General features: G+C 74.0%; 18 protein-coding genes. 2 read left to right on the forward strand and 16 right to left on the reverse strand.

From position 1 onward, the window contains the following. Positions 1 to 23 precede the first annotated feature (23 nt). The 5 genes from ffh to ACIA8Q_RS29520 all read right to left on the reverse strand — a co-directional run bounded on the left by ffh (position 24) and on the right by ACIA8Q_RS29520 (position 7,856). Positions 24 to 1,589 (reverse strand): signal recognition particle protein, encoded by a 1,566-nt coding sequence (ffh, locus tag ACIA8Q_RS29500; RefSeq protein ID WP_360220938.1) that lies wholly within the window; start codon positions 1,587 to 1,589, stop codon positions 24 to 26. A 100-nt stretch (positions 1,590 to 1,689) separates the two neighbouring features. Further along, positions 1,690 to 4,158 carry a [protein-PII] uridylyltransferase gene (locus tag ACIA8Q_RS29505; protein WP_360220935.1) on the reverse strand — a complete coding sequence of 823 codons (2,469 nt, stop codon included), beginning with the start codon at positions 4,156 to 4,158 and terminating at the stop codon, positions 1,690 to 1,692. 178 nt (positions 4,159 to 4,336) lie between these two features. Beyond that, complete coding sequence (locus tag ACIA8Q_RS29510; protein WP_270143771.1) at positions 4,337 to 4,675, reverse strand: P-II family nitrogen regulator; 339 nt, start codon at positions 4,673 to 4,675, stop codon at positions 4,337 to 4,339. After that, positions 4,675 to 6,111, reverse strand: a complete 1,437-nt coding sequence (locus ACIA8Q_RS29515) for an ammonium transporter (RefSeq protein ID WP_360220931.1) — start codon at positions 6,109 to 6,111, stop codon at positions 4,675 to 4,677. The genes ACIA8Q_RS29510 and ACIA8Q_RS29515 overlap by 1 nt, the downstream gene beginning before the upstream one ends. Before the next feature lie 290 nt (positions 6,112 to 6,401). Further along, positions 6,402 to 7,856 (reverse strand): hypothetical protein, encoded by a 1,455-nt coding sequence (locus tag ACIA8Q_RS29520; protein WP_360220928.1) that lies wholly within the window; start codon positions 7,854 to 7,856, stop codon positions 6,402 to 6,404. Positions 7,857 to 8,461: 605 nt separating this feature from the next. On the opposite strand from ACIA8Q_RS29520, the gene ACIA8Q_RS29525 reads away from it, so the two are divergent. Continuing rightward, a complete protein-coding gene (locus tag ACIA8Q_RS29525; protein ID WP_396317964.1) occupies positions 8,462 to 9,139 on the forward strand; it encodes a bifunctional DNA primase/polymerase in 678 nt (225 codons plus the stop codon). A gap of 101 nt (positions 9,140 to 9,240) precedes the next feature. Here the strand turns inward: ACIA8Q_RS29525 and ftsY are convergent, their stop codons facing one another. The 5 genes from ftsY to ACIA8Q_RS29550 form a co-directional block, all read right to left on the reverse strand. After that, positions 9,241 to 10,485, reverse strand: a complete 1,245-nt coding sequence (gene ftsY, locus ACIA8Q_RS29530) for a signal recognition particle-docking protein FtsY (protein WP_360220922.1) — start codon at positions 10,483 to 10,485, stop codon at positions 9,241 to 9,243. A 47-nt stretch (positions 10,486 to 10,532) separates the two neighbouring features. Further along, complete coding sequence (gene smc, locus ACIA8Q_RS29535) at positions 10,533 to 14,174, reverse strand: chromosome segregation protein SMC (RefSeq protein WP_396317965.1); 3,642 nt, start codon at positions 14,172 to 14,174, stop codon at positions 10,533 to 10,535. 176 nt (positions 14,175 to 14,350) lie between these two features. Next, complete coding sequence (locus ACIA8Q_RS29540) at positions 14,351 to 14,554, reverse strand: hypothetical protein (RefSeq protein WP_030243474.1); 204 nt, start codon at positions 14,552 to 14,554, stop codon at positions 14,351 to 14,353. A 402-nt stretch (positions 14,555 to 14,956) separates the two neighbouring features. Then, positions 14,957 to 15,256: an acylphosphatase gene (locus ACIA8Q_RS29545; protein ID WP_360220916.1), complete on the reverse strand. Its 300-nt coding sequence runs from the start codon at positions 15,254 to 15,256 to the stop codon at positions 14,957 to 14,959. Positions 15,257 to 15,397: 141 nt separating this feature from the next. Beyond that, positions 15,398 to 16,759, reverse strand: coding sequence for a hypothetical protein (locus ACIA8Q_RS29550; RefSeq protein WP_360220913.1), 1,362 nt, complete (start codon positions 16,757 to 16,759; stop codon positions 15,398 to 15,400). 290 nt (positions 16,760 to 17,049) lie between these two features. On the opposite strand from ACIA8Q_RS29550, the gene ACIA8Q_RS29555 reads away from it, so the two are divergent. After that, entirely contained in the window at positions 17,050 to 17,970 is a 921-nt protein-coding gene (locus ACIA8Q_RS29555; RefSeq protein WP_360220910.1) for a hypothetical protein, read from the forward strand. A gap of 128 nt (positions 17,971 to 18,098) precedes the next feature. Here the strand turns inward: ACIA8Q_RS29555 and mutM are convergent, their stop codons facing one another. The 6 genes from mutM to coaD form a co-directional block, all read right to left on the reverse strand. Next, positions 18,099 to 18,977 (reverse strand): bifunctional DNA-formamidopyrimidine glycosylase/DNA-(apurinic or apyrimidinic site) lyase, encoded by an 879-nt coding sequence (gene mutM, locus ACIA8Q_RS29560; RefSeq protein ID WP_396317966.1) that lies wholly within the window; start codon positions 18,975 to 18,977, stop codon positions 18,099 to 18,101. A 51-nt stretch (positions 18,978 to 19,028) separates the two neighbouring features. After that, a complete protein-coding gene (rnc, locus tag ACIA8Q_RS29565) occupies positions 19,029 to 19,820 on the reverse strand; it encodes a ribonuclease III (RefSeq protein ID WP_387906133.1) in 792 nt (263 codons plus the stop codon). A 20-nt stretch (positions 19,821 to 19,840) separates the two neighbouring features. Continuing rightward, positions 19,841 to 20,014 carry a 50S ribosomal protein L32 gene (rpmF, locus tag ACIA8Q_RS29570; protein ID WP_030056747.1) on the reverse strand — a complete coding sequence of 58 codons (174 nt, stop codon included), beginning with the start codon at positions 20,012 to 20,014 and terminating at the stop codon, positions 19,841 to 19,843. A 2-nt stretch (positions 20,015 to 20,016) separates the two neighbouring features. Continuing rightward, positions 20,017 to 20,661, reverse strand: coding sequence for a DUF177 domain-containing protein (locus tag ACIA8Q_RS29575; RefSeq protein WP_360220901.1), 645 nt, complete (start codon positions 20,659 to 20,661; stop codon positions 20,017 to 20,019). A gap of 171 nt (positions 20,662 to 20,832) precedes the next feature. After that, entirely contained in the window at positions 20,833 to 22,005 is a 1,173-nt protein-coding gene (locus ACIA8Q_RS29580; RefSeq protein WP_387906136.1) for an ATP synthase F0 subunit B, read from the reverse strand. Positions 22,006 to 22,241: 236 nt separating this feature from the next. Further along, complete coding sequence (gene coaD / locus ACIA8Q_RS29585; RefSeq protein WP_360220895.1) at positions 22,242 to 22,733, reverse strand: pantetheine-phosphate adenylyltransferase; 492 nt, start codon at positions 22,731 to 22,733, stop codon at positions 22,242 to 22,244.

Below are 22,733 nucleotides of genomic sequence, written 5' to 3' on the forward strand. Positions count from 1 at the left end.
GCCGTCGGGAGGCGGACCGGGGCCTACAGCAGGTCCTTGAACTCCTTGGGCAGCTCGAAGTCGGCCGGGCCCTTGCCCGCGCCGAGGCCGAACGCGCCGCCGTCGGCCGGGCCCTGGGCACCGCCCGGGCCGAGCGCGCGGCGCTCGGCGGCCGCGGCCTCCTCCTGCGCGCGCTTCAGCGGGTTGCCGCTCTTGCGCTTGCCCTTGGCCTGCGGGGCCTTCTTGGCGGACTTCTTGCCGCCGCCGCCCATGCCGGGGATCCCCGGCATGCCGGGCACGCCCTTGCCGGAGGCCATCGCGGACATCATCTTGCGGGCCTCGAAGAACCGCTCGACGAGGTTCTTCACCTCGCCGACCTGGACGCCGGAACCCTTGGCGATGCGGGCCCGGCGGGAGCCGTTGATCAGCTCCGGCTCGGCACGCTCGGTCGGGGTCATCGACTTGATGATCGCGCCGACCCGGTTGACGTCCTTGTCGTCGATGTTGTTGATCTGCTCGCGGATCTGGCCCATCCCGGGCAGCATCCCCAGCAGCTTGGAGATCGAGCCCATCTTCTGGACCTGCTCCAGCTGCGACAGGAAGTCGTCCAGGGTGAACGCCTTCGGGCCGCCGCGCAGCTTGGCGGCGATCTTCTCGGCCTCGGCCTGCGAGAAGGTCTGCTCGGCCTTCTCGATCAGCGAGAGGACGTCGCCCATCCCGAGGATGCGCGAGGCCATCCGGTCCGGGTGGAAGGCGTCGAAGTCGTCGACCTTCTCGCCGTTGGAGGCGAACATGATCTGCCGGCCGGTGACGTGCGCGACCGAGAGCGCGGCGCCGCCGCGGGCGTCGCCGTCGAGCTTGGAGAGCACCACACCGGTGAAGTCGACGCCCTCGAGGAAGGCCTGCGCGGTGGTGACCGCGTCCTGGCCGATCATCGCGTCGACGACGAACAGGACCTCGTCCGGGTTGACCGCGGCGCGGATGTCCGCGGCCTGCTGCATCAGCTCGGCGTCGATGCCGAGACGGCCGGCGGTGTCGACGACGACGACGTCGTACTGCTTCTGCTTGGCGTACTCGATCGAGTCCCTGGCCACCTGCACCGGGTCGCCGACGCCGTTGCCCGGCTGCGGGCCGTAGAAGGCCACGCCGGCGCGCTCGGCGACCACCTGGAGCTGGTTGACCGCGTTGGGGCGCTGGAGGTCGCAGGCCACCAGCAGCGGGGTGTGCTTCTGCTGCTTCAGCCAGTGGCCGAGCTTGCCCGCGAGGGTGGTCTTTCCGGCGCCCTGGAGGCCGGCGAGCATGATGACCGTCGGGCCGTTCTTGGCGAACCGCACCCGTCGGGTCTCGCCGCCGAGGATCGCGATGAGCTCCTCGTTGACGATCTTGATGATCTGCTGCGCGGGGTTCAGCGCGCCCGAGACCTCGACGCCGAGTGCCCGCTCCTTCACCTGCTTGATGAAGGCCCGCACGACCGGCAGCGCGACGTCCGCCTCCAGCAGTGCGATGCGGATCTCGCGGGCGGTGGCGTCGATGTCCGCCTCGCTCAGGCGGCCCTTGCCCCGGAGGTTCTTGAACGTCGCTGCGAGGCGATCGGAAAGGGTGTCGAACACGTCGTCGCGGGTCCTCTGCGGCATCGGTATCGGTACGGTCGTCGCCCCCCAGGGTATCCGGCCGCCCCGGGTGAGGTCTCCACCCCCGTGCCCGGGGGTCTCAACCCAGGGCCGCCCGGACCTCCGCGGCCACCTCCGCGGCCCGCCCGGCGGCCAGCGGACGGCCCTCCTCGTCGGTCAGGTAGAAGGAGTCCACGGCCTCCGCGCCCAGCGTCGAGACGTGCGCCGTGCGCACCCGGACGCCGGCCCCGTCGAGCGCCCGGCCGATCCGGTGCAGCAGCCCCGGGGCGTCGTGGGCGCGCACCTCCAGCACGGTCGCGGTGGCCGAGGCCACCGCGGGCGCCACCGCGACGAGCGGCGGCGGGGTGGGGATGCCCCGGCGGCGCGGGGCGGCGGCGTCCCGCTCGGCCAGTCGGCGCGCGACGTCCAGCGAGCCGTCCAGGGCCCGCCGCAGGTCGGCCCGGAGCCGGGCGGCCTCCGGCAGCTCGCCGAACTCGGCGGCCACCCGCCAGGACAGCAGCAGCACCGGGCCCGCGCCGATCGGGTCCAGCTCGCGCAGGCCCGCCGAGCGGACGGTGAGCCGGTGCAGCGCGAGCACCCCGGCGACGGTGCCCAGCAGCCCGGGCCGGTCCGGGACGGCCAGGGTCAGTTCGACGCCCATCGGCTCGGTGGCCGGGTCCGCCCCGTCGGACTGGGCCAGCAGCGACAGCGCGGGCCCCCCGGTCCGGGCGGCCTCGACCGCGAGCCGCTCCTGCTCTGCGGTCGGTGCGGCCTCCACGGGGGCGGTCGCGGCGCCGGCCAGCCGGGCGGCGGCCCGGGCCACCAGACCGTCCACCAACGAGGCCCGCCAGGCGCTCCAGGCCGCCGGCCCGGTGGCGAGCGCGTCGGCCTCGGTGAGCGCGTGCAGCAGCTCCAGCTGCTGCGGGGTGCCGACCACCTTGGTGACCGCCTCGACGGTGGCCGGGTCGTCCGGGTCGCGCCGGGTCGCGGTGTCGACCAGGGTCAGGTGGTGGCGGACCAGCACCGCCAGGGTCTCGGTGTCCTCGGGGGCGAAGCCCATCCGGACGGCGACGTCGCGGACGATCACCTCGCCGGCCTCGCTGTGGTCGCCGGGCCAGCCCTTGCCGATGTCGTGCAGCAGCGCGGCGACCAGCAGGAGGTCCGGCCGGGCCACCCGGCGGGTCATCGCGGCCGCCCGCACCGCCGTCTCCACCAGGTGCCGGTCGACCGTCCAGCGGTGCACGGCGTTGCGCTGCGGACGGCAGCGCACCCGCTCCCAGTCCGGCAGCAACCGGGTGACCAGGCCCTCCGCCTCCAGCGCCTCCCAGACCGGGACGGCCGCCTCGCCCGCGCCCAGCAGGGTGACCAGCTGCTCGCGGGCCTCGTCCGGCCAGGGCGTCGGCAGCGGCCGGCACTCGGCGGCCAGCCGGCGCACCGTCGCGTACGAGACGGTGAGGCCGTTCTGGGCGGCGGCGGCCGCGGCGCGCAGCGGCAGCACCGGGTCGGCGGCCGGGCGGGCGCCCTGGGCCAGCACCGCCTCGCCGTCCTGCTCGACCACGCCCTCGGCGAGCGGGCGGCGCTCGACCGCGCCCCGGGCCACCGCGCCGGTGCCGCGCCCGGCGCCGGCGAAGCGGAAGGCCGACCGGGCGCTCCGGCGGCCCCGGCCGGAGCGGGCGGCGAGCACCCGGTCCACCGCCCGCCAGGTGACGTCGCTCGCGTAGGCGATGGTGCGGGCGGCCTCGTAGACCTCGCGCAGCAGGGTGTCGGCGTCGAGCACGCCGAGCCGTTCGGCGACCTGGTCCTGGTCCTGGAGGCTGAGCCGCTCGGTGGCCCGGCCGGTGGCCAGGTGCAGCGCGTCGCGGACGTCGGCGAGCCGCAGCGCGGCGGCGTCCAGACCGTCCCGGGGGGCGTCGGCGAGCCAGGTGGCGGCCACGGCGTCCAGGGCGACGACGTCGCGCAGACCGCCGCGGGCCTCCTTGAGGTCGGGCTCCAGCAGGAAGGAGAGCTCGCCGTGCCGCTCGGCCCGCTCACGGCAGAGTTCGCGCAGCTCGGGCAGGCGGGCGGGGGCGCTCGCGCGCCAGTCGGTCAGCACCACCGAGCGCAGGGTGGCGGTGAGCGCCTGGTCCCCGGCGAGGTGGCGGGCGTCCAGCAGGCCGAGCTGGGCCTTGAGGTCGGCGGCGGCCACCGCCCGGGCCTCGGCGACGGTGCGCACCGAGTGGTCGAGCGCGGAGCCCGAGTCCCAGACCGGGTACCAGATCCGCTCGGGCAGGTCGCGGGCGATCCGGCCGTCGTGCAGCAGCAGGACGTCGAGGTCGCTGCGCGGGGAGAGCTCGCCGCGCCCGTAGCCGCCGACCGCGACGAGTGCGACGCCGGGCGGCCGGCCGGCGGCGGTGAACAGGCCGGCCAGCCAGTCGTCGGTGAGCCGGGCGAGCGCGGTGCGGCGGGGGCGGCCGGACCGGCCGGGGTCGGCGAGCAGGGCGGCCCGGGCGGCGGCGTGGGAGGCGGCGTGGGCGGCGGTCCCGTCCCGGTCGTCGCCGGTCGGGGAGGGCGGGCTGGTCTCGGTGGTCATCGCGTGGTCCCGTCCGTCGTGCGGTTGAGCGGGTGGCGCCGGAGGGCCCGCGGGGCCGGGCGCCGATACGCCGCCGGCGGGCCTGCGCCCGGGTGGGGTCGCAGGCCCGCCCGCGGTGCGTGTCAGGGCCTTCGGGGGGAGTCGGGGCCGGGGCCCCGGAGGCGGTCCCGGAGCGGGCTCAGAGGGCGTCGGGGCCGCGCTCGCCGGTGCGGACCCGGACGGCGGTGTCGACCGGGATGCTCCACACCTTGCCGTCGCCGATCTTGCCGGTGCGGGCGGCCTTCACCAGGACGTCGATCAGGTCGTCGGCGTCCTCGTCCTCGACCAGCACCTCGATCCTGATCTTGGGCACGAGGTCGACGGTGTACTCGGCGCCCCGGTAGACCTCGGTGTGGCCGCGCTGGCGGCCGTAGCCGCTGGCCTCGGTGACGGTCAGGCCGTGGACCCCGAAGGCCTGCAGGGCGGCCTTCACCTCGTCCAGGCGGTACGGCTTGATCACGGCGGTGATGAGCTTCATCAGGCGTCGACCTCGGTCTTCTCGGCGGTCTTCTCGGCGGTCTTCGGGGACTTCTCGGCGGACTTCTCCGGGGGCTGCCCGGCGGACCCGGCCGCCGGCCCGTCACCGGAGCCCTCGACGGCCCTGGCGGCCTGAGCGGCCTGAGCGGCGCCGACCAGACCCGTGACGGCCCGGGCCAGGCCCCCGCCCACGGCGCTGAAATCGTAGGCCGACTCGGCGTGCTCGGCCTGGTCGATGCCGGCCACCTCGACCTCCTCGGCGACCCGGAAGCCGACCGTCCGGTCGACCGCCTTCGCCAGCAGCCAGGAGAGCACGAAGGAGTACGCGGCGACCACGGCCACGCCCATCGCCTGCTTGCCGAGCTGCCCGAGCCCGCCGCCGTAGAACAGGCCCTTGGCGGTCTGGCCGACACCGCCGGTGGCGAACAGGCCGATCAGCAGCGAGCCGATCGCGCCGCCCACCGCGTGCACGCCCACCACGTCGAGGGAGTCGTCGAAGCCGAGGCGGTACTTGAGGCTGACCGCGGCGGCGCAGACGGCCCCGGCGATCAGGCCGATCGCCACCGCGCCGAGCGGGCTGACCGAGCCGCAGGCCGGGGTGATCGCGACCAGACCGGCCACCGCGCCGGAGGCGGCGCCCAGCGTGGTGAACGCGCCGTGCTTGAACTTCTCGAAGACCAGCCAGCCGACCAGCGCGGCGCCGGTGGCCACCTGGGTGTTGACCAGCGCCATCGCGGCGACGCCGTTGGCGGCCAGCGCCGAGCCCGCGTTGAAGCCGAACCAGCCGAACCAGAGCAGTCCGGAGCCGAGCATCACCAGCGGCAGGCTGTGCGGGCGCATCGGGTCCTTCCTGAAGCCGACCCGCTTGCCGAGCACCAGGCAGAGCGCGAGGCCCGCGACGCCCGCGTTGATGTGGACGGCCGTCCCGCCGGCGAAGTCGATCACGCCGTTGCGGTCACCCAGCCAGCCGCCGTTGCCGCCGTCGAAGAAGAAGACCCAGTGCGCGACCGGGAAGTAGACGATGCTCACCCAGAGGGCGATGAACAGGCCCCAGGCGGCGAATCTCGCCCGGTCCGCGATGGCGCCGCTGATCAGCGCCGGGGTGATGATCGCGAACATCAGCTGGAAGGCGGAGAACGCGGTGACCGGAATGGTCCCGGTGAGGTCGTTCAGGCCGATGCCGCGCATCCCGATGAAGTCCAGGTTGCCGATCAGCCCGCCGAAGGAGTCCGGTCCGAAGCTGAGCGAGTACCCGTAGAGGACCCAGAGCACGCTGACGATGCCGAGCGAGAGGAAGCTCATCGCCAGCATGTTCAGTGTGCTCTTGGCCCGGACCATGCCCCCGTAGAAGAAGGCCAGGCCCGGGGTCATCACCATGACCAGGGCCGCACTGATGAGCACGAAGGCGGTGTCGCCCGCGCTGAAGCCGTCCGGCATCGGCGTCTCCTCTGCGTGAAAGCCGATCCACACCCGGGTTACCTGTCCCGTGCCACCCCGGGGTGTCGGCGATGCAGAGGAGCGTGCCGAAGGCTGGTTTCGGCCAGTGCGGCCCGTTGTTTCGCGGCCGTGACGCATGCGACGCGCGGGTTACACCTGCGTGAACCACGGCCCCGTCACCGGGCCGGACGGCTTACCGTGCCGCCGCACGGCACGGCCGGTCGCGAAAGCGCCACCGACCGTGGCGGCGGGGGGCCGGCACGGTCGGCGGGGGCCCGGCGGCGGGGTCCTCAGACCACCGAGACGTACTCCGGGATGTCCTGGACCACGCGCTCCTTGAGCCGGCTCACCGCGTCCACGCCCCTGAAGCGGGCGGCGGCGGCCTCGGTGGTCTTGCGCACCCGGGAGTTCAGCCGCTCCGAGCGCACCTTGGCGGCGATGTCCACGGCCTGCTCGGCCATCACCGCGGCCTGCTCGGCCTCCTTCTGCAGCAGGTGCACGCTGGCCATGCCGATCAGGTTGAAGGCGTACGAGCGCACGTGGTCGCCGTCCTGGCGGAAGAGGTCGACGGCCCGCTCCATCACCGGCGCGGACATCGAGGCGTACAGCTCGGCGTTGTCGGAGTGGTAGGCGAGGTCGCGGAAGGAGTGCGCGTTCTCGGCGTTCAGCTCGGCGGGCGAGAAGAACTTCAGCCAGTCCGGCTCCTCGTCCCCCTCGCGGATGTCGGTGAAGGTGTCCTCGGACAGCCGGACCGCCCGGGCGCAGCGGTTCACCTCGCCGATGGTGGCGTAGGCCCGCGCCTCCATCGCGTACAGCAGGGACTGCTGGCGCGCGGTGGCGGTGTCCCGGCTGCCGTACTGCGCCAGGTGGATCAGCTCCAGGGCGTCCTCGCCCCGGTTGAGGTGGATCATCTGGCGGCTCATGTCGGTGAGGATCAGTGCGCCGAACGGGCGGTCGCCCGCCTCCTTGGCGGCGTGCAGGGCCAGCACGTAGTACTTCTGCGCGCTCGGGTGCATCCCGACGTCGTAGGACATCCACCCGGCCAGGTGGGCGAGTTCCGCGGTGAGCCGGAACAGCCGCCGGGTGGTGTTCTCGTTGTACGTCTCCTGGAGGAGGTCGGTGACCTCGTGCAGCTGGCCCACGACGGCCTTGCGGCGCAGCCCGCCGCCGTTCTGGGCGTCCCACTGGCGGAACATCACGGTGGTCTGCTCGAGCAGTTCGAGCTCCGGCTCGGAGAGCCGGCCGGTGAAGGGGTCGCCGCCGTTGGCCGCGGCGAGGATCGGGGTGGGGGTGCCGGTCGGGCCGGGGGCGAGCCAGCGCTGCATCGGCTCGATCAGGGCGGCACCGGCGGTCAGCGCGAGCGAGGTGCCGAGGAAGCCCCGGCGGTTGAGCATCAGGTCGCTGCGGGAGTAGTCGCTGATCAGCTGGACGGTCTGCGGCGCGCTCCACGGCAGGTCGACGCCGCCGCCCACGGTGGAGACCGGGATCGCCGCGCGCAGGCCGAGGTCCTCGATGGAGACCACCGAGCCGAAGCGCTCGGAGAAGAGCTCCGACATGATCTTGGGGATGGGCTCCCGGGGCTGCTCGCCGTCGAGCCAGCGGCGCACCCGCGAGGTGTCGGTGGACACGTGGTGGGCGCCGATCTGCCGGGCCCGGCGGTTGACCTGGCGGGCCAGCTCGCCCTTGGACCATCCGCTGCGGGCGAACCACGTGGTCAGCTTCTCGTTGGGTTGCTTCTCTGCCATGGGAACGTCCCCATCCCGCCCGGCCCCTGCCGGGGCCCCGATCGTGACGCCCGACGGTTGCGGGCTCTTGCCAGGCGTGCCGTGCCTGAGGTGGTGCCGTACCGTGCCGTCGCACTGGTGTGCCATCGTCGCGGACGAGTCGTCAGATCCCCAACTCCCGTTCCCCGAGGGCCTGGAGTCGACTCGACGACCACGTCCGTGTGCTGAACGTAATGCCCCGCCCGGCACCCGCGGGAGCGACCCTGGCGAAACGCCACCTTTCGCCACCCCCAGGAGTGAACCGAAGCAAGGACCCACACGCTTCACTGGATGGACCGACGGTCCGGCATATGCGGGCCGCCAAGTCCTCCGGCGAAACCCGGTGGTACCGGCAATCCACAGCGGCCACGGGCGAGTTCGCCGACCGCACCGGTCGGCACCCGCCCCGCGCACCCGACGATCCTGCACCGGTGCCGCCCGCCACAAGGCGGCGCCCGAGGCGCACCACCGCAACAGGCGCGCACCGCGCGCTGCGCGCCGCCACCGCACAACGCGTCACGCAACGGACAATCAACACAAAGTCACGATCCCGTAACCATCGGCAACCAGAACCTGTTGGGGGAGGCATGGACAACCTGTTCGGCGAACTTCGACTGGGACACCTGCGGTTGACACCGCTGGGCGCGCGCCGCCGCACCAAGGTCACCGCGTCCCAGGCCGCCGCGGAGTACACCGGCCGCTGGGGCTGGACGGTCGCCACCGGCGCCCCGGCCGACTCCGCCACCGCCCCGGCCCGCTGTCCCTGCGGCTCCGCACGCTGCGCCGCACCCGGTCTGCACCCCGTGCCGGGCACCGCGGGCCGGGCCCGCGCCGCCGGCGCCGAGGGCTCGGTGCTATTCCCCACCGGCCGCGCCTTCGACGTCCTGGACGTCCCCGAGCAGGCCGGCCTGCAGGCGCTGGTCCGGCTGGAACGCATGGGCACCCAGGTCGGCCCGGTGCTCGCCGCGCCCACCGGTCGACTGCAGTTCCTGGTCGCCGCCGGCACCGCCCGTCGGCTGCCGGACCTGCTCTACCGGATGGGCTGGGACGACGCCGCCCTCGACCTCACCTGCCACGGCGAGGGCAGCTACGTGGCCGCCCCGCCCACCGTGCTCGGCACGCTCGGCCCGGTCCGCTGGCTGCGCCGCCCCACCCGCGACAACGCCGGCTGCCCGCCGGAGGCCCGGCTGCTGCTCGGCACCCTCGCCTACGCCTGCCACCGCGGCCGCGAGCGCACCGCCGAACCCGCCTGGCTGGCGTCCTAGCCCGCACGCCCCCGCCTGGGCTCCCGGCCTCCGCCGCACCTGGCCGGGCACGCGAAAGGGCCCGCCCCCCGTCGGGAGCGGACCCTTCGCGCACGGGGCGTTCAGTCCCCGATCAGCGCGTCCACGAACGCGCCCGGCTCGAACGGCGCCAGGTCGTCCGCGCCCTCGCCCAGACCCACCAGCTTGACCGGCACGCCCAGCTCGCGCTGGACCGCGACCACGATGCCGCCCTTGGCGGTGCCGTCCAGCTTGGTCAGCACGATGCCGGTGATCTCGACCACCTCGGCGAAGACCCGGGCCTGGATCAGGCCGTTCTGGCCGGTGGTGGCGTCCAGCACCAGCAGCACCTCGTCCACCGGGCCGTGCTTCTCGACGACCCGCTTGACCTTGCCCAGCTCGTCCATCAGGCCGGTCTTGGTGTGCAGCCGGCCGGCGGTGTCCACCAGCACGGTGTCGGCGCCCTCGGCGATGCCCTCCTTGACGGCGTCGAAGGCGATAGAGGCCGGGTCGCCGCCCTCCGGGCCGCGCACGGTGCGGGCACCGACCCGCTCGCCCCAGGTCTGCAGCTGGTCGGCGGCCGCGGCACGGAAGGTGTCGGCCGCGCCGAGCACCACCTTGCGGCCGTCGGCGACCAGGACGCGCGCCAGCTTGCCGGTGGTGGTGGTCTTGCCGACGCCGTTGACGCCGACCACCAGGACCACGGCCGGTCCGTCCTCGTGCTTGGTGGAGCGGACGGTGCGGTCGAGGTCCCTGCCGACCAGCTCGACGAGCTCCTCGCGCAGCAGCGCGCGCAGCTCGTCGGGCGTGCGGGTGCCGAGCACCTTCACCCGGGTGCGCAGCCGCTCGACAAGCTCCTGGGTGGGGGCGACGCCGACGTCGGCGGTGAGCAGGGTCTCCTCGATCTCCTCCCAGGTGTCCTCGTCCAGGTGCTCGCGGGAGAGCAGCGTGAGCAGGCCCTTCCCGAGCGAGTTCTGCGAGCGGGAGAGCCGGGAGCGCAGCCGGACCAGCCGGCCCGCGGTGGGCTCGGGGACCTCGACGGCCGGGGGCGCCTCGGCCTCGGCCGCCTCGACCTCGATCTCGGCGGGGGCCTCTGCCGTCCCGGCCTCGGTGGTCCCGGCCTCGGGAAGGGGGAGTTCCACCTCCTCGACGGTGCGGCGGGGCTCCTCGGTGGGCGGCGCGGACTCGTCGCCGACCTGGGGCTCCGCCGGGGTGGGCTTCGGCGCCGTGATGACCGGCGCCTGCGACTTCGGGGGGAGCTGCTGGCGTCGTCTGCCGGAAACGACGAGGCCCGCGATCGCGCCGACGGCGATCACGGCGATGACTACGGCAAGGATCACGTATTCCATATCCGCTCCAGTATCCGTGACCGGAGCGCGGATGGACCGCAGCCGGACTACGCCGATGCGGTGGGGGCGGCGGCGACGGACCCGTGCCGTTCCCCGGCCCGGCGGCGCGCGGGCACTCCCCCGCGCAGCCGCTGGCTGATCACCTGCGAGATGCCGTCGCCCTTCATGGTCACGCCGTAGAGGGCGTCCGCCGACTCCATGGTGAGCTTCTGGTGGGTGATCACGATCAGCTGGGAGGACTCCCGCAGCTCCTCCATGATCCCGACGAGCCGGCGCAGGTTGGTCTCGTCCAGCGCCGCCTCCACCTCGTCCATCACGTAGAACGGGCTGGGCCGCGCCTTGAAGATCGACACCAGCAGCGCCACCGCGGTGAGCGAGCGCTCACCGCCGGAGAGCAGTGACAGCCGCTTGACCTTCTTGCCCGGCGGGCGGGCCTCGACCTCGACGCCGGTGGTGAGCATGTCGTCGGGGTCGGTCAGCACCAGCCGCCCCTCCCCGCCGGGGAACAGCCGGGCGAAGACGCCCTCGAACTGTGCCGCGGTGTCGTGGTAGGCCGAGGTGAACAGCTGTTCGACCCGGTCGTCGACCTCCCGGACGATGTCCAGCAGGTCGCGCCGGCTGCGCTTGAGGTCGTCCAGCTGCTCGCCGAGGAAGCGGTGGCGCTCCTCCAGCGCCGTGAACTCCTCCAGCGCCAGCGGGTTGACCTTGCCGAGCTGCTGGTAGGCCTTCTCGGCGGCCCTCAGTCGCTTCTCCTGCTCGGCCCGGTCGTACGGGCGCGGCGCGCCGGGCTCCCCGCCGTCCCCGCCGTCCCGGCCCTCCTCGGCGGCGTCCGCGGCGGACGGCGGCACCGGCTGGTCCGGGCCGTACGAGGCGAGCAGCTCACCGCCGTCGATGCCGAACTCCTCCAGCGCACGGGCCTCCAGCTGCTCGATCCGCAGCCGCTTCTCGGCCCGCAGCACCTCGTCGCGGTGGCCGGCGTCGACCAGCTTGTCCAGTTCCTCCTTGAGGCCGCGGCCCTGCTCGCGGTGCGCGCGCAGTTCGCTCTCGCGCTCGGCGCGCTCCTGTTCGACGGCCGCCCGCCCGGCGTCCGCGCGGGTCAGCGACACCTCCAGGCAGGCCAGCAGCTGCCGGGCGCCCGCCGCGACGGCGTTCGCCACGCCCGCGTCGTGCTCGGCGCGCCGGAGGCGCTCGGCGGCCCGGTCCCGCGCCTCGCGCTCGGCTCGGGCGGCCCGGTCCAGCTGGTCGGCCCGGCCGGCGAGCGCGCGGACCCGCTCCTCGTGGGTGCGCACCGCGAGCCTGGCCTCCAGTTCGGTCTGCCGGGCCGCGGAGGCGCCGTCGGCCAGCCGCTGCTGCTCGGCCCGGTCCGGCTCCTCCTCCCCGGCCTCCGCCGTGCCTTCCGCCGCGGCCAGGCGTTCGGCCGACTCCTCGGCGGCGGACAGCAGTTCGGCGAGGCCCCGGTCGGCCCGCGCGGCGGCGGCCGAGAGCCGCTCGGCCTCACCGGCGGCGGCCCGGGCCTGACCGCCGAGGCGGCCCAGCGCACCGGCGACCCGGGCGCGTTCCCGCTCCGCCTGACGCCGCCGTTCCGCGAGCTGCTCGACGACCGCGACCGACTCCCGGCGCAGTTCGGTGAGTTCGGCCAGGCGGGCGGCCGACTCGGCGCAGCGGGCGGCCAGTTCGTCGATCGCCCGGGCGGTCTCGTCCACCGCGGCCCGGGTCTCCAGCAGGCTCGGCGCACCACCGGATCCGCCGTGCGCGTGGCCGCTGCCGAGCCGGTCGCCGTCGGCGGTGACGGCGGTCAGCCCGGGGTGGTCGGTGACCAGTCGCAGCGCCTCGTCGAGGGTGTCGACGACCGCCACGCCGGCCAGCAGGCTCCGGGCGGCGCCCGTCAGGTCGGCCGGGCCGTCGAGGAGTTCCGCCGCCCAGCGGGCCCCGGCGGGCGGCTCGACCGGTGCGGCCCCGGGCTCGGGTGCGCCGGCGATCAGCAGGGCGGCCCGGCCGGCGTCCTCGGCACGCAGCATCCGCAGCGCCGCGGCGGCGGTGCTGGGCGAGTCGACGGCCACCGCGTCGGCCGCCGCCCCGAGCGCCGCCGCGACGGGCACCTCGTGGCCGGGGGCGATCCGCAGCAGCCCGGCCGCCGGGCCGAGCAGCCCGGCCAGCCGGTCCCCCGCGTCGAGCAGCGCGCCGGTGCCGTCCTTGCGGCGCAGTCCGAGCGAGAGCGCCTCGTGCCGGGCGGTGAGCGCGGCGCGTTCGCGCTCGGCGGCGGCGGCCGTCTCCCGGGCGGCGGCGAGGTCGTGTTCGACGGCGGCGAGCCGGTCCCGGGCCTGCCGGTGGGCGTCCTCGACCCGGTCGTCCTCGCCCGCCGACCCGTCCACCTGCTGCTGGAGTTCGTCGAGTTCGGCCCGGGCGGCCGCGGCGCGCAGCAGCGCCTCGTCCCTGGCCTCGGCGAGCCGGCCGGTCTCGGCCTCGGCGGAGGCGGCCCGGGAGCGGGCGGCCGCGGCCTGGCCCTGCAGCCGGGCCAGGCCCTCGCGGCGGTCCGCGATGGCCCGGGCGGCGTCCCGCAGCCGGCGTTCCTCGGCGGCCAGGGCGCGTTCCAGCTCCCCCTTGTGCTCGACCGCCTCGGCGAGCGCGTACTGCGCCTCCTCCAGGGCCTCGGCGAGCGCGGCCTCCTCCTCGCGGACCCGTTCGGCCTCCCGTTCCAGCTCCTCCGGGTCGCGTCCGCGCCGTTCCTCGGTCCGCCCGCCGGCGGCGGCGTGCCGGGCCCGGGCCTCGGCCAGGCCGACGGTGCCGCGGGTGCGCTCGGCGAGCGCGGACAGCCGGTACCAGGTCTGCCGGGCGGCCTCCAGGCCCGGTCCGAGCTGTTGGACCTGCGCCTCCAGGACGGCCTCGCGCTGCACCGCCCGGGCGAGTTCCTGCTCGACGGTGGTGCGGCGCAGCCGCAGCGCCAGTTCGTCGGCGATCTCGGCCTCGACGGCCCGGCGGAGGGTGAGCAGGTCGTCGGCGAGCAGTCGCAGCCGGGCGTCGCGCAGGTCGGCCTGGATGCCGGCGGCGCGGCGGGCGATCCTGGCCTGTCGGCCGAGCGGCCCGAGCTGGCGGCGCAGTTCGGCCACCAGGTCCTGGACGCGGTTGAGGTTGGCCTGCATCGCGTCCAGCTTCCGCAGCGCCTTCTCCTTGCGCTTGCGGTGCTTGAGGACGCCGGCCGCCTCCTCGATGAAGGCGCGGCGGCCCATCGGGTCGGCGTGCAGGACGGAGTCGAGCTGGCCCTGGCCGACGATCACGTGCATCTCGCGGCCGATGCCGGAGTCGGAGAGCAGCTCCTGGATGTCCAGCAGCCGGCAGGTCTCGCCGTTGAGGGCGTACTCGCTGCCGCCGTTGCGGAACATGGTCCGGGTGATGGTCACCTCGGCGTACTCGATCGGCAGGGCGCCGTCGGTGTTGTCGATGGTGAGGCTGACCTCGGCCCGGCCGAGCGGGGCGCGCCCGCTGGTCCCGGCGAAGATGACGTCCTCCATCTTGCCGCCGCGCAGCGACTTGGCGCCCTGTTCCCCCATCACCCAGGACAGCGCGTCGACCACGTTCGACTTGCCGGAGCCGTTCGGGCCCACGACGCAGGTGATGCCGGGCTCGAAGCGCAGGGTGGTGCTGGAGGCGAAGGACTTGAACCCGCGCAGCGTCAGACTCTTCAGGTGCACGCGGCCGGTCTCCTCATCGCTCGCGGGGCCCAGCGGCGACTGTAACCCCGGCGGGCGGTGCGCCCCGGGCCCGGACACGACGAAGGGACGCCACAACCGGGCGTCCCTTGCATGCAGCGTCCCTTTCGGGGCGGCTCAGTGCACAGCGGCGTCGATCTGCGAGGACCGTGCGGGACTCAGGTGAGAGCCGGCTCCCGCTGATCCAGATCGATGCTGTTGAGCAGCGAGTGCTCGTCAGCGACAGCGGTGAGAGCGTCGTTCTCAGCCTGCATCCGAAGGAGCTCGGACTCCAGGTCCTGGACGCGCTGCTGAAGCCGTCGCATCTCGGAGAGCATTCGCGGGTCGGGGCCGCCGACGTACCCGAGAAGCGCCTTTGCCATGATGAATGGTCCTCCACGCTGAGTGACCGAACCGGAACGGTATGGGTCTAGGGGGAAGGGGGACGCACGCGCGGCGCGCCACCGGCAGTGCTGGCTGGACACCACGGCACAACCGTCGTGAGCTGGGCTCACGAGGGCATGCGCCTACCGGATAAACGCGGTCGTGTGCGCGGGCTTCAAGCGTCTCACCAAAGACGGAAAGGGTCAACACGATCACCGCACGCTACCGCGCCCCTGTCACCTGCCTGGCGGTGTCGTCACGCCTAGGGGGGCTCGGGCCGGGTCCACCACCTGCTCGTGGATCATCGTTCGATGCGGAGTCAACCACGAGTCTGCCCGAATGGCAACCGTATGACACCGGCAGTTGCGGATCATTTCCGGGCGGCCCCCGCGGGGCCCGGCTCAGCGGATCTCGAAGCCCTCGTAACCGGTGCCGACGGCCGTCCAGATCTCGGTGACGCCGCTGACGCTCCCGGGCGTGTCGGGGCCGCGGAGCAGGGCGAGCAGCAGTTCGCAGTCGGTGGCCAGGCCCTCGGCGACCACCTGGACCCGGCCGTCGCCGAGGTTGCTCGCGTAGCCGGTCAGCCCGACCTCCAGCGCCCGCGCCCTGGTCCACCAGCGGAAGCCGACCTCCTGGACCTTCCCCCGGACCCAGGCGGTCACCCGGACCGGTTCATCACTGTGGGCGTCGCGACCGTGCATGCCCCGACCCTAACCCGGGGCGGTCGCCGTGGCCCGGGTTAGGGTCGGGGCAGCCGGCCCGGACGCGCCGCGGCCCCGCCGGGGAGCCGGCGGGGCCGCGGGGACGGGGCGTCCGGGGCAGCGGGTCAGCGCGTCAGCGCGTCACCAGTCGCCGCCGCCGAAGTCGCCCCCGCCACCGAAGTCGCCCCCGCCGAAGCCGCCCCCGCTGTCGCTGAAGCCACCGCTGAAGTCCGAGGCGTTGAAGTCGGCGCCGGTGTAGTCACCGCCCTCGTACTGGTCCTGGTAACCGTGGTCGCCCATCGGGGCCGCGGCGTAGGCCGGGGAGCTGATCATCGAGCCGAGCGCGGTGCCGACCAGCAGGCCCGGCAGCAGGCCGCCGCCGAAGCCCCCGAAGTAGCCGCCCGCCCAGGGGCCGTACGCCGGGCCGGCGTTCCAGTACGGCTGGGGGCCGTGGTCGGTGTCGACGGTGCGGACGGCCGGGTCGAGGCCGGCGGCCAGCCGGTCGGCGTCGGCCTGGCAGACCGGGACGGTGCGGGCGGCGCCGCCGGCCGGGGCCCAGTCGACGTCCTTGACGGACGGGCCGTGGCGCGGGTCCATGAAGCACGGCGGGCGGCGCTCGGGCAGCGGGCGGGCGTCCCGCCGGGCGGCCAGGGTGGCGAGGGCGAACCGGCCGTCCTCCAGCGCCTCGGTGACCGGCCTGACGTCGTCGGGCCGCTTGGCCTCGTCCATCAGGCGCTTGGCCTTCTCGTACGAGTCCAGGGCGTGGGTGTAGTCGGCGCGCTGGGTGTCGTCGGCGTCGGCCGCGCCCGGGCTGAAGTCCAGGCGGTCCAGCTCCTCGCCGAAGGCGGTGATGTCCTCGTCGACGACCCGGCGGAGCTGCTCCAGCTCGGCGCGGGCCTGCTCCTCCTTGCGCTTCTTGGCACGGCGGAAGAGGAGGAAGACACCGGCGCCGGCGAGGGCGAGCAGCGCGACCGGGATGACGACCCAGGCGATCGAGGTGCTGCTGTCGACCCCGCTGCCCTTGGCCTGCGGGGCGGCGGTGTCGACGAAGTCGTTCAGGGTGGCGTCGATGTCGCCGCCGTGGGAGCGGAAGGCCGCGCCGGCGATCCGCTCGGCGCTGCCGTTCGCCATCGCGCCGCGGTCCGCGTGGGCGGCGAACTGGTCGCCGCGCCAGATCGCGTAGGCGCCGTCGATGCCGACCTTGGTGCGCAGGTCCTTGAAGACGGTCTGGGCGCCGTAGGCCTGGCTGGCCGGGACGACCGCGACGAAGATCGGCTTGTCGGCCTTCTTGATCTTCTCGGTCAGGGCGTCCGCCTGGCTCTGGCTGAAGCGGCCGGTCATCGCCGGGTCGACGTAGACCTTGCCCTGCTTCAGGGTGGAGGCGGCGTCGTCCAGCCCGCCGGCGGCCGAGGCCGCCGGAGCCAGCAGGAGCAACAGCCCGAGCAGCGCCGCCACCAGGGCAAGCGGCCCGGCGCCCCGGGAACGTCGTGCAAGGGTTCTCATGTCCCCGACGCTACCGTGACCGGCGCCGGAGGACGGCATACCCTTCGCATACTGGTGACTGCGGGGTTCCCCGCCGACCGCCGGGGCCGCGCCCCTCCTCGGGGATGATGTTTCCCCCACTCGCCCCTGACGCCGGTGGCCTGCGGGAACCGCGGCGGGCGCCCGGTCGTACGTCCCGGCGGGCCGGGGGTTCCGGGGGCGTGCCGACCGTACCGCGCGGGCGGGCATAGTGGACCCGGACCGCTGGTCCCATTACCCGTTCTTGACCCATCTCCCGATCGGAGCACCCGGTGATCATCGGCCTCGTCACCGCCGTGGCGGCATCCGCCTGCTACGGCACCGGCTCGGTCCTGCAGGCCGTCGGATCCCGCCGTTCCGCCCGCGAGGAGGCCGCCAAGGGCGCCACCACCGGCACCACCGAGCACGGCGGTCCGAGCCTCTCCTCGACCGCGAAGGCAGCCGTCACCTGGGAGTTCATCCTCGGCACGGTGCTGGACTTCATCGGCTTCGGGCTGGGCGCGCTGGCCGCCCGGCTGCTGCCGCTCTTCCTCTCCCAGACCATCATCAGCGCCAACCTGGTGATCACCGCGGTGCTGAGCATCAAGCTGCTCGGCATCCGGCTCAAGCAGCTGGAGTGGGCGTCGATCGGCGTGCTCTGCTCGGCGCTGGTGCTGCTGGCGGTCTCGGCCGGCCCGGAGGGCGGCCACCACGCGGCGATGTCCTTCCACTGGTGGCTGCTTCTGATCACCACCGTGCTGCTGGTCGGCGGCAGTCTGCTGGTGCGCCGGATGGGCGCCAAGGGCGCGATCGTCGCCGGTCTGCTCTCCGGCCTGGGCTTCGGCGCGCTCGGCGTCGGCGTGCGCATCCTGAACGGCGTCGACCCGTTCGACCTCGCCTCGCTGCTCTCCGACCCCGCGCTGTACGCGATCCTGATCGGCGGCATCGGCGGCATGTACGTGCACACGGTGGCGCTGCAGATCGGCTCGGTGAACGGTGCCACGGCCGCGCTGGTGGTCGGCGAGACGGTGCTGCCCGGCGCGGTCGGGGTGATCTGGCTCGGCGACTCCTCCAAGCCCGGTCTGGGCTGGCTCGGCGTGGTCGGCTTCCTGCTGGCGGTGGTCTCCGCGGTCGGCGTCGCCTACTTCGGCCAGGACACCCACGGCGCACCGGACGAACCGGCCGAGGACCGGCCGGCCCTCGCCGAGCACTGACGGGCACCGACGGGCGGTGGGCTCCGACGGGCGCCGACGGGCTGCGGGCACCGGCGAGCGACGGGCACCGACGGGCGCGCGGCCCGCGGATCCGGTCGGCACCGGGTCCGCGGGCCGCGCCCGGAGCCTCAGCCCCCGTTGCGGACCCGCGGCACCCGCTGGCAGCGGGGGCAGAAGTAGCTGGACCGGTTCATCCAGGCGGCCCGCCGCATCGGGGTGCCGCAGCGGCGGCACGGTTCGTCCTCGCGGCCGTAGGCGTCGAGGTCCCGGGAGAAGTAGCCGCTCTCGCCGTTCACGTTGACGTACAGGCTGTCGAAGCTGGTGCCGCCGACGGCGAGCGCCGCCGTCATCACCGCGCGGGCGTTGGCCAGCAGTTCGGCGGCCTGCGCCCGGGTGAGCGTCGCGGTCGGGCGGTCGTAGTGCAGCCGGGAGCGCCAGAGCGCCTCGTCGGCGTAGATGTTGCCGACCCCGCTGATCAGCGTCTGGTCGAGCAGCGCCCGCTTCACGGTGGTGCGCCTGGCCCGCAGCGCGGCCACGAAGACGGCGTCGTCGAAGCGCTCGTCGAGCGGGTCGCGGGCGATGTGCGCGATGGAGAGTGGGGTGCCCTCCGGGTCCCCCTCCTCGGCCTCCTCGACGGCGAGGCCGCCGAAGGTCCGCTGGTCGACGAAGCGCAGCTCGCGCCCGCCGTCGGTGAACCGCAGCCGCACCCGCAGGTGCGTCTCGTCGGGCACCGAGGGCTCCTGGACGAGGAGTTGGCCGCTCATCCCGAGGTGGCCGATCAGCGAGAACCCGGTGCCGGTGCCGCCCAGCGGCAGCCACAGGTACTTGCCGCGGCGCTGCGCGGCGCCGAGGACGGTGCCGGTCAGCCGGGCGGCGAAGTCGGCCGCGCCGGCGGGCTGTCGGCGCACCGCGCGCGGGTGCAGCACCTGGACGTCGGCGACGGTGCGCCCGGCGACCCAGTTCGCCAGACCGCGGCGGACGACTTCGACCTCGGGGAGTTCGGGCACGGGAACAGGCCTCCTGCGGCAGACGACGGCAGGAGGAAGGCTACTGCGGACTCACGCGCCGGCGGGCAGCCGGTCGGCGTACTTCTCCTTGATCGCGCGCCAGGCGCTCTCGGCGGCCTTCTGCTCGGCTTCCTTCTTCGAGCGGCCGACGCCGCTGCCGAAGTCCTCGCCGGCGACCCGGGCCGCGGCGGTGAAGGTCTTCTCGTGGTCCGGTCCGGACTCCATGACCACGTACTCGGGGACTCCGATGCCCACCGAGGCGGTGAGCTCCTGGAGGCTGGTCTTCCAGTCCAGGCCCGCGCCCAGCTGGGAGGACTCCTCGATCAGCGGGTCGAACAGGCGGTGGACGAACTCGGTGGCGGCGTCCAGCCCCTGGTCCAGGTAGACGGCGCCGATCACGGCCTCGACGGTGTCGGCGAGGATCGACGACTTGTCGCGGCCGCCGGTGCCCTCCTCGCCCTTGCCGAGCCGGATGAACGCACCGAGGTCGAGGCCCCGGCCGACGTCCGCGAGCGCGCGGGAGTTGACCACCGCGGCGCGGAGCTTGGCGAGCGTGCCCTCGGGGACGTCCGGGTGGACGCGGTAGAGGGTGTCGGTCACCACCAGGCCCAGCACCGAGTCGCCGAGGAACTCGAGGCGCTCGTTGGTGGGCAGGCCACCGTTCTCGTACGCGTACGAGCGGTGGGTCAGGGCGCGTACCAGAAGGGCGCGCTCGAGCGTGTACCCGAGGCGCCCTTCCAGGACGTCGTATTCGGTCGAAGCCGGCCCGCCGGCCCTGCCACCGCTCGAAGAGGAACCCTTCGGGGCGGTGGACGCCTTGCGGGTGGAGTTACCGTCCGACATCGATCCGTGCACCCCGCCGATCAGACCGAGAGGACCTGGCGACGGTTGTACGTGCCGCAGCTCGGGCACGCGATGTGGCCGAGCTTCGGCTCGTGGCAGCGGTCGCACGCCACGAGGGCCGGAACGACGGCCTTCCAGTTGGACCGGCGGTGGCGCGTGTTGCTGCGCGACATCTTCCGCTTCGGAACAGCCACGGCTACTTCTCCTGGTTCTCGGCGAGACCCTCACGGGTGTCGCTGTTCTTGATCCCGTCACCCTCGTCGCCGGGGGCGGCGGAGAGTCCCTGCAGAGCCGCCCACCTGGGGTCGGCGGCGTCGTGGTGGTGCGCCGGGTCGTCGCTCAGGCGCGCTCCGCACTCGGAGCACAGGCCCAGGCAGTCTTCCTGGCACACCGGCTGCAGCGGCAGTGCGAGCACCACCGCGTCACGCAGCACCGGCTGGAGGTCGAAGAAGTCGCCCTCCAGACGGTAAGTCTCTTCTTCCGAGTCCTCTTCGAGGTCCTCGGCCCCGGCGGTCCGGGCGCGGTGGCGCTCGTCGGACTCCGGGTAGTAGTACAGCTCCTGGAAGTCCACGTCGATGTCGTCGTCGACGGGCTCCAGGCACCGGACGCACTCGCCCTCGACGTGGGCCTCGGCGGTGCCGGTCACCAGCACGCCCTCGACCACCGACTCCAGGCGGAGCTCCAGCCGGATCTCGCTCTTCTCGGGGACTCCGATCACGTCGATGATGCCCAGGCCCTCGGGGGCCTCCAGGGTGCGGGACACCTTGCGCAGCGAGCCCGGGCGACGTCCCAGTTCGTGCGTGTCGAACACGAGGGGGTCGCGGTGGTCGAGGCGGTTCAAGGTGTCCTGACTTCCATGGGATTCATCGATTGCGGTGCCTACGCACCGACGGTGCGCGGGCAAGCCGAGAGTCCGACACGAGATGGCCGGAGTGGTCAGCCTACCGGAGTCTCCCGCCAGGCCCAACTTCGGTCCCGTCAGGGACGCCAGCCGGGCCCGGCCGGAACCGGCTCAGCGGCCGCCCAGCTCCCGGAGCCGGGTCATGTCGATCATGCTGGTGTCGAAGAAGCTGGTCTCGTCCAGTCCCGGCTGCTGCTGCGGCACGGCCGGCGGGGCGGCGGGCTGCTGCGGGTAGGCGTAGCCGTCGTACTGCTGGGCGCCGTAGCCCTGTTGCTGCTGGGGATAGCCGTAGTCGCCGTGCTGCTGGTTCTGGTAGTCCGGCTGCTGCTGGTAGCCGCCCGCGGCGCCCTGCTGCTGGTGCCCCCACTGGGTGCCGTACGGGTCGCCCTGGCCGGCCGGGTCGAAGCCGCCGCCGTACACCTCGGCGTACTGCCCGCCCTGCTGCTGGGCGGCGGCGTACTGGTCGGCGCCGGGGGCCTGCCAGCCGGCCGCGGCCGGGGTCTGCTCCGGCCAGGTCTGCTGCTGCGGCACGTCCTCGCGGTACCAGGCGATGTCGTCGCCCTCCGCCTCGGAGAAGCCCGCGGCGACGGCCTCGGCCCGCTCCTTGGCCTGCTGGGCCTCGTCGGCGGCGGCCAGGTAGGCGCCGAGCTCGTCGATCGGCCGCTTGCCGAGCAGCTTGTCGCGGCCCTTGCCGACGGCCTCCAGGGTGGCGCTGAGGACGTTCTCCAGGGTGGCGAGCTTCACGTCGACGTACTCGTCGACCTCGGGGCTCGGGCTGATCCGCTGCGGCTGGAACTCCTCGCCGTCGCTCTCGCCGTCGAACTCCGTCTCGAAGACGCTGGAGTCGCCGCGCAGCTTGGTGCGGCCGCGGCCGACGGCGCCGAGCGTCTTGGTCAGCACGACCTCGAAGTTGGCCAGCTTGCTGTCCACGTAGTCGTCGGCCTCGACGCGCTTGGTCTCGACCTCGTTGCGGGCCTCCGCGAGGATCCGGTCGGCCTCGGCCTGCGCCCGGCGGACCACCTCGGTGTCGGAGATCAGCGAGCCGCGCTCGGCGTGCGCGCCCTGGATGATCCGGTCGGCCTCGGCCTGCGCGCCGGCGACCACCTGCTCGTGGTCGGCCATCACCGACTGGGCCTGGGCGAGTTCGGCGGGCAGCGCCGCCTTGAGGTCGTTGAGCAGGCCGATCAGCTCGGCCCGGTTCACCACGCAGGAGGCCGACATGGGCATCGAGCGGGCGCCCTCGACGGCCGCGACGATCTCGTCGACCTTGTTCTGCACGTCCACGGGGCTTCGTCTTTCCGTGTGCCGCCGACGGTCCGGCGGAGGCAGGCCCGGCGCGGTGGACCTCACCGCAGGGCAGGACTACAGACTGTACGGCCACCGCGCTGCGAGGACACAACGCCCGGGCGGAACCGGCCGCGGGAGGCGGAGGACAAGTCGTGACGAACCGGCAGAAACGGACGGTTCCTCCGATCCCGCCGGCCACCCAGACCGCCGACGGCCCTCCCGCGGCCCGTCCGCTACTGCTGTGCGCGGCGCTCCGCGATCCGCTCGACCAGCCGCCGGTGCACCGTCTCCGGCAGCAGGTGCGAGACGTCGCCGCCGTAGGAGGCGACCTCCTTGACCAGCGTCGAGGACAGGAAGCTGTACGTCGGCGAGGTCGGCACGAACAGGGTCTCCACCCCGGTCAGGCCGTGGTTCATCTGCGCCATCTGCAGCTCGTAGTCGAAGTCGCTGACCGCGCGCAGGCCCTTGATGATCGCGGGGATCCCGCGCTCGCGGCAGAAGTCCACCAGCAGGCCGTGGTGCGACTCGACCACCACGTTCCCGAACTGCGCGGTGACCTCCTCGATCAGGCCGATCCGCTCCTCGACGGTGAACATGCCCTGCTTGTTCCGGTTGATCAGGACCGCGACATGCACCACGTCGTACAGCTTCGAGGCCCGCTCGATGATGTCGAGGTGACCGTTGGTGATCGGGTCGAACGATCCGGGACAGACGGCGCGGCGCAT

This window comes from Kitasatospora sp. NPDC051705, from assembly GCF_044453265.1.
In the GTDB taxonomy this organism is placed as follows: Bacteria; Actinomycetota; Actinomycetes; order Streptomycetales; family Streptomycetaceae; genus Kitasatospora.

Bases quoted from the DNA above. Each gene is read 5' to 3' on its own strand.
- coaD (WP_360220895.1), bottom strand. From the start codon at position 22,733: ATGCGCCGCGCCGTCTGTCCCGGATCGTTCGACCCGATCACCAACGGT.
- ACIA8Q_RS29525 (WP_396317964.1), top strand. From the start codon at position 8,462: ATGGACAACCTGTTCGGCGAACTTCGACTGGGACACCTGCGGTTGACA.
- ftsY (WP_360220922.1), bottom strand. From the start codon at position 10,485: ATGGAATACGTGATCCTTGCCGTAGTCATCGCCGTGATCGCCGTCGGC.
- ACIA8Q_RS29505 (WP_360220935.1), bottom strand. From the start codon at position 4,158: ATGACCACCGAGACCAGCCCGCCCTCCCCGACCGGCGACGACCGGGAC.
- ACIA8Q_RS29510 (WP_270143771.1), bottom strand. From the start codon at position 4,675: ATGAAGCTCATCACCGCCGTGATCAAGCCGTACCGCCTGGACGAGGTG.
- ACIA8Q_RS29515 (WP_360220931.1), bottom strand. From the start codon at position 6,111: ATGCCGGACGGCTTCAGCGCGGGCGACACCGCCTTCGTGCTCATCAGT.
- ACIA8Q_RS29550 (WP_360220913.1), bottom strand. From the start codon at position 16,759: ATGAGAACCCTTGCACGACGTTCCCGGGGCGCCGGGCCGCTTGCCCTG.
- rnc (WP_387906133.1), bottom strand. From the start codon at position 19,820: ATGTCGGACGGTAACTCCACCCGCAAGGCGTCCACCGCCCCGAAGGGT.
- ACIA8Q_RS29520 (WP_360220928.1), bottom strand. From the start codon at position 7,856: ATGGCAGAGAAGCAACCCAACGAGAAGCTGACCACGTGGTTCGCCCGC.
- ACIA8Q_RS29545 (WP_360220916.1), bottom strand. From the start codon at position 15,256: ATGCACGGTCGCGACGCCCACAGTGATGAACCGGTCCGGGTGACCGCC.
- ACIA8Q_RS29540 (WP_030243474.1), bottom strand. From the start codon at position 14,554: ATGGCAAAGGCGCTTCTCGGGTACGTCGGCGGCCCCGACCCGCGAATG.